Origin of the sequence: Achromobacter sp. (assembly GCF_036567245.1) — a bacterium.
Taxonomy (GTDB): domain Bacteria; phylum Pseudomonadota; class Gammaproteobacteria; order Burkholderiales; family Burkholderiaceae_B; genus Achromobacter.
The window spans coordinates 1-1,858 of record NZ_DATCUY010000543.1 but is presented as its reverse complement, the minus strand read 5'-3'; the positions used below and the strand labels follow the sequence as shown (position 1 = coordinate 1,858).

Annotated in this window: 1 protein-coding gene and 1 pseudogene; both read left to right on the top strand. The window is 68.1% G+C overall.

The window, feature by feature from the left end; all coding sequences use genetic code 11:
• Positions 1–239, top strand: a pseudogene (locus tag VIR09_RS22945) (hydantoinase/oxoprolinase family protein); the annotation flags it as partial.
• Between the two features lie 9 nt (positions 240–248).
• Positions 249–1,858: hydantoinase B/oxoprolinase family protein (locus VIR09_RS22940; RefSeq protein WP_332014940.1), on the top strand; the 1,610-nt coding region annotated here is incomplete at its 3' end.

Sequence of the window (1,858 nt, the reverse complement as noted above, 5' to 3'; positions counted from 1 at the left end):
TGGCCCGCGTGCCGGGCGGTGCCAGCGTGGACGGCGCCCTGAAGGAACGCCGCAACGTGTATTTCGAGGGAGCGGGCTGGGTCGACACGCCCATCCTGCGCCGCGCCCTGCTGCCGGTGGACGCGCCAGTGGACGGGCCGGCCGTGATCGAGGAAATGAGCTCGACCACCGTCGTGCTGCCGGGCCAGCAGGCGCGCGCCGACGAATACGGCAACCTCGTCGTCAACCTCAATCCCTAAGGCGCTGCCATGACCAAGCAATCGACTTCCGCCGCCGGTACCGACACCTTCGACCCCATAGAAATGGAGGTCTTCAGCAACCGCCTGCTGTCCATTACCGAGGAAATGGGCAACACGCTGATCCGTTCGTCCTTCTCCACCAACATCAAGGAGCGCAAGGATTGCTCCGTGGCGTTGTTCGACGCCGCCGGCCGCCTGGTGGCGCAGGCCGCGCACGTGCCGGTGCACCTGGGATCGCTGTCCGGCGGCATAGACGCCGTGCTGCGGCGCTACGGCGCGGCCGGCGTGCGGCCGGGCGACGCGTTCCTGTGCAACGACGCCTATCTGGCGGGCGGCACGCATGCGCCCGACATCACCGTCATCACGCCCATCTTCCACGAAGGCGCGCTGCGCTTCTTCGCGGCCAACATCGGCCACCATACCGACGTGGGCGGCGCCGTTCCGGGCTCCACCTCGCACCATCTGAAAACGGTGTGGGAGGAAGGCATCCGCCTGCCGGCCATGCGCATCGTGCGCGAGGGCGAACTGGACATGGACTTGCTGGAGATGATCGCGCACAACACGCGCGAGCCAGACAACCGCATGCACGACATCCGCGCCCAGATCGCCACCAACGACAAGGGCGCCAGGCTGATGCTGGAACTGGTGCAGCAGTCCGGCCTGCAGACCGTGCTGTCCGCCATCGACAGCATCATGCTGTACACGGAACGGCGCCTGCGCAACCGCATCGCGCAACTGCCGGCAGGCACCTATACCTTCACCGAGCGCATGGACGATGACGGCATGGGCGGCGACCCGGTCACCATCCAGGCCAACGTGCAGGCGCGCGACGGCCAGCTTCACGTGGATTTCACGGGCACCAGCAAGCAGGCGCGCGGCGCCTTCAACCTGCCCGCCAGCGCCCTGAACGCCAGCGTCTACTTCGCCGTGAAGGCCATGCTCGATCCCGAGCTTATGCCCAACAACGGCCTGTTCCAGCCCATCACCATCACCGCTCCCGAAGGCACCATCACCAATCCGCGCTTTCCGGCGGCGGTGGGCGCGCGCGTCACCACCGCGCAACGCGTGGCCGGCACCGTCATTGGCGCGCTGGGCCAGCTGCTGCCGCCCGATCGCGCCATGGCTTCGTGCAACGATGTCATGCCTTCCATGCTGTTCTCCGTGCCCATGCAGGACGGCAAGGGCACCTTCGTCTACCTGGAAACCCTGGGCGGCGGTGCGGGCGGACGGGCGCAGGGCGATGGCATGGACGGCATCCAGGTGCACGTGACCAATACCTCCAACCTGCCCGCGGAAGCGCTGGAAATCGAATATCCGCTGCTGGTCGAGGAGTACGCGCTGGTCAACGATAGCGGCGGCGCTGGCCGCCATCGCGGCGGCATGGGCATCGCGCGCCAGATCCGCTCGCTGCACGAGCAGTTGATCTGCACCATCCGCTGCGACGCCGCGCTGTTCGGCGCCGCCGGCTTGAACGGCGGGCTGACCGGCGGCACTTCCCGCGTGGTGCAGAACCCCGGCCGCGCGGACGAGCAACGCCTGCCCAACAAGATCGCCAGCCATCCCTTGGCCAGCGGCCAGTCCGTGCGCCTGGAGACGCCCGGAGGCGGCGGCTACGGCCT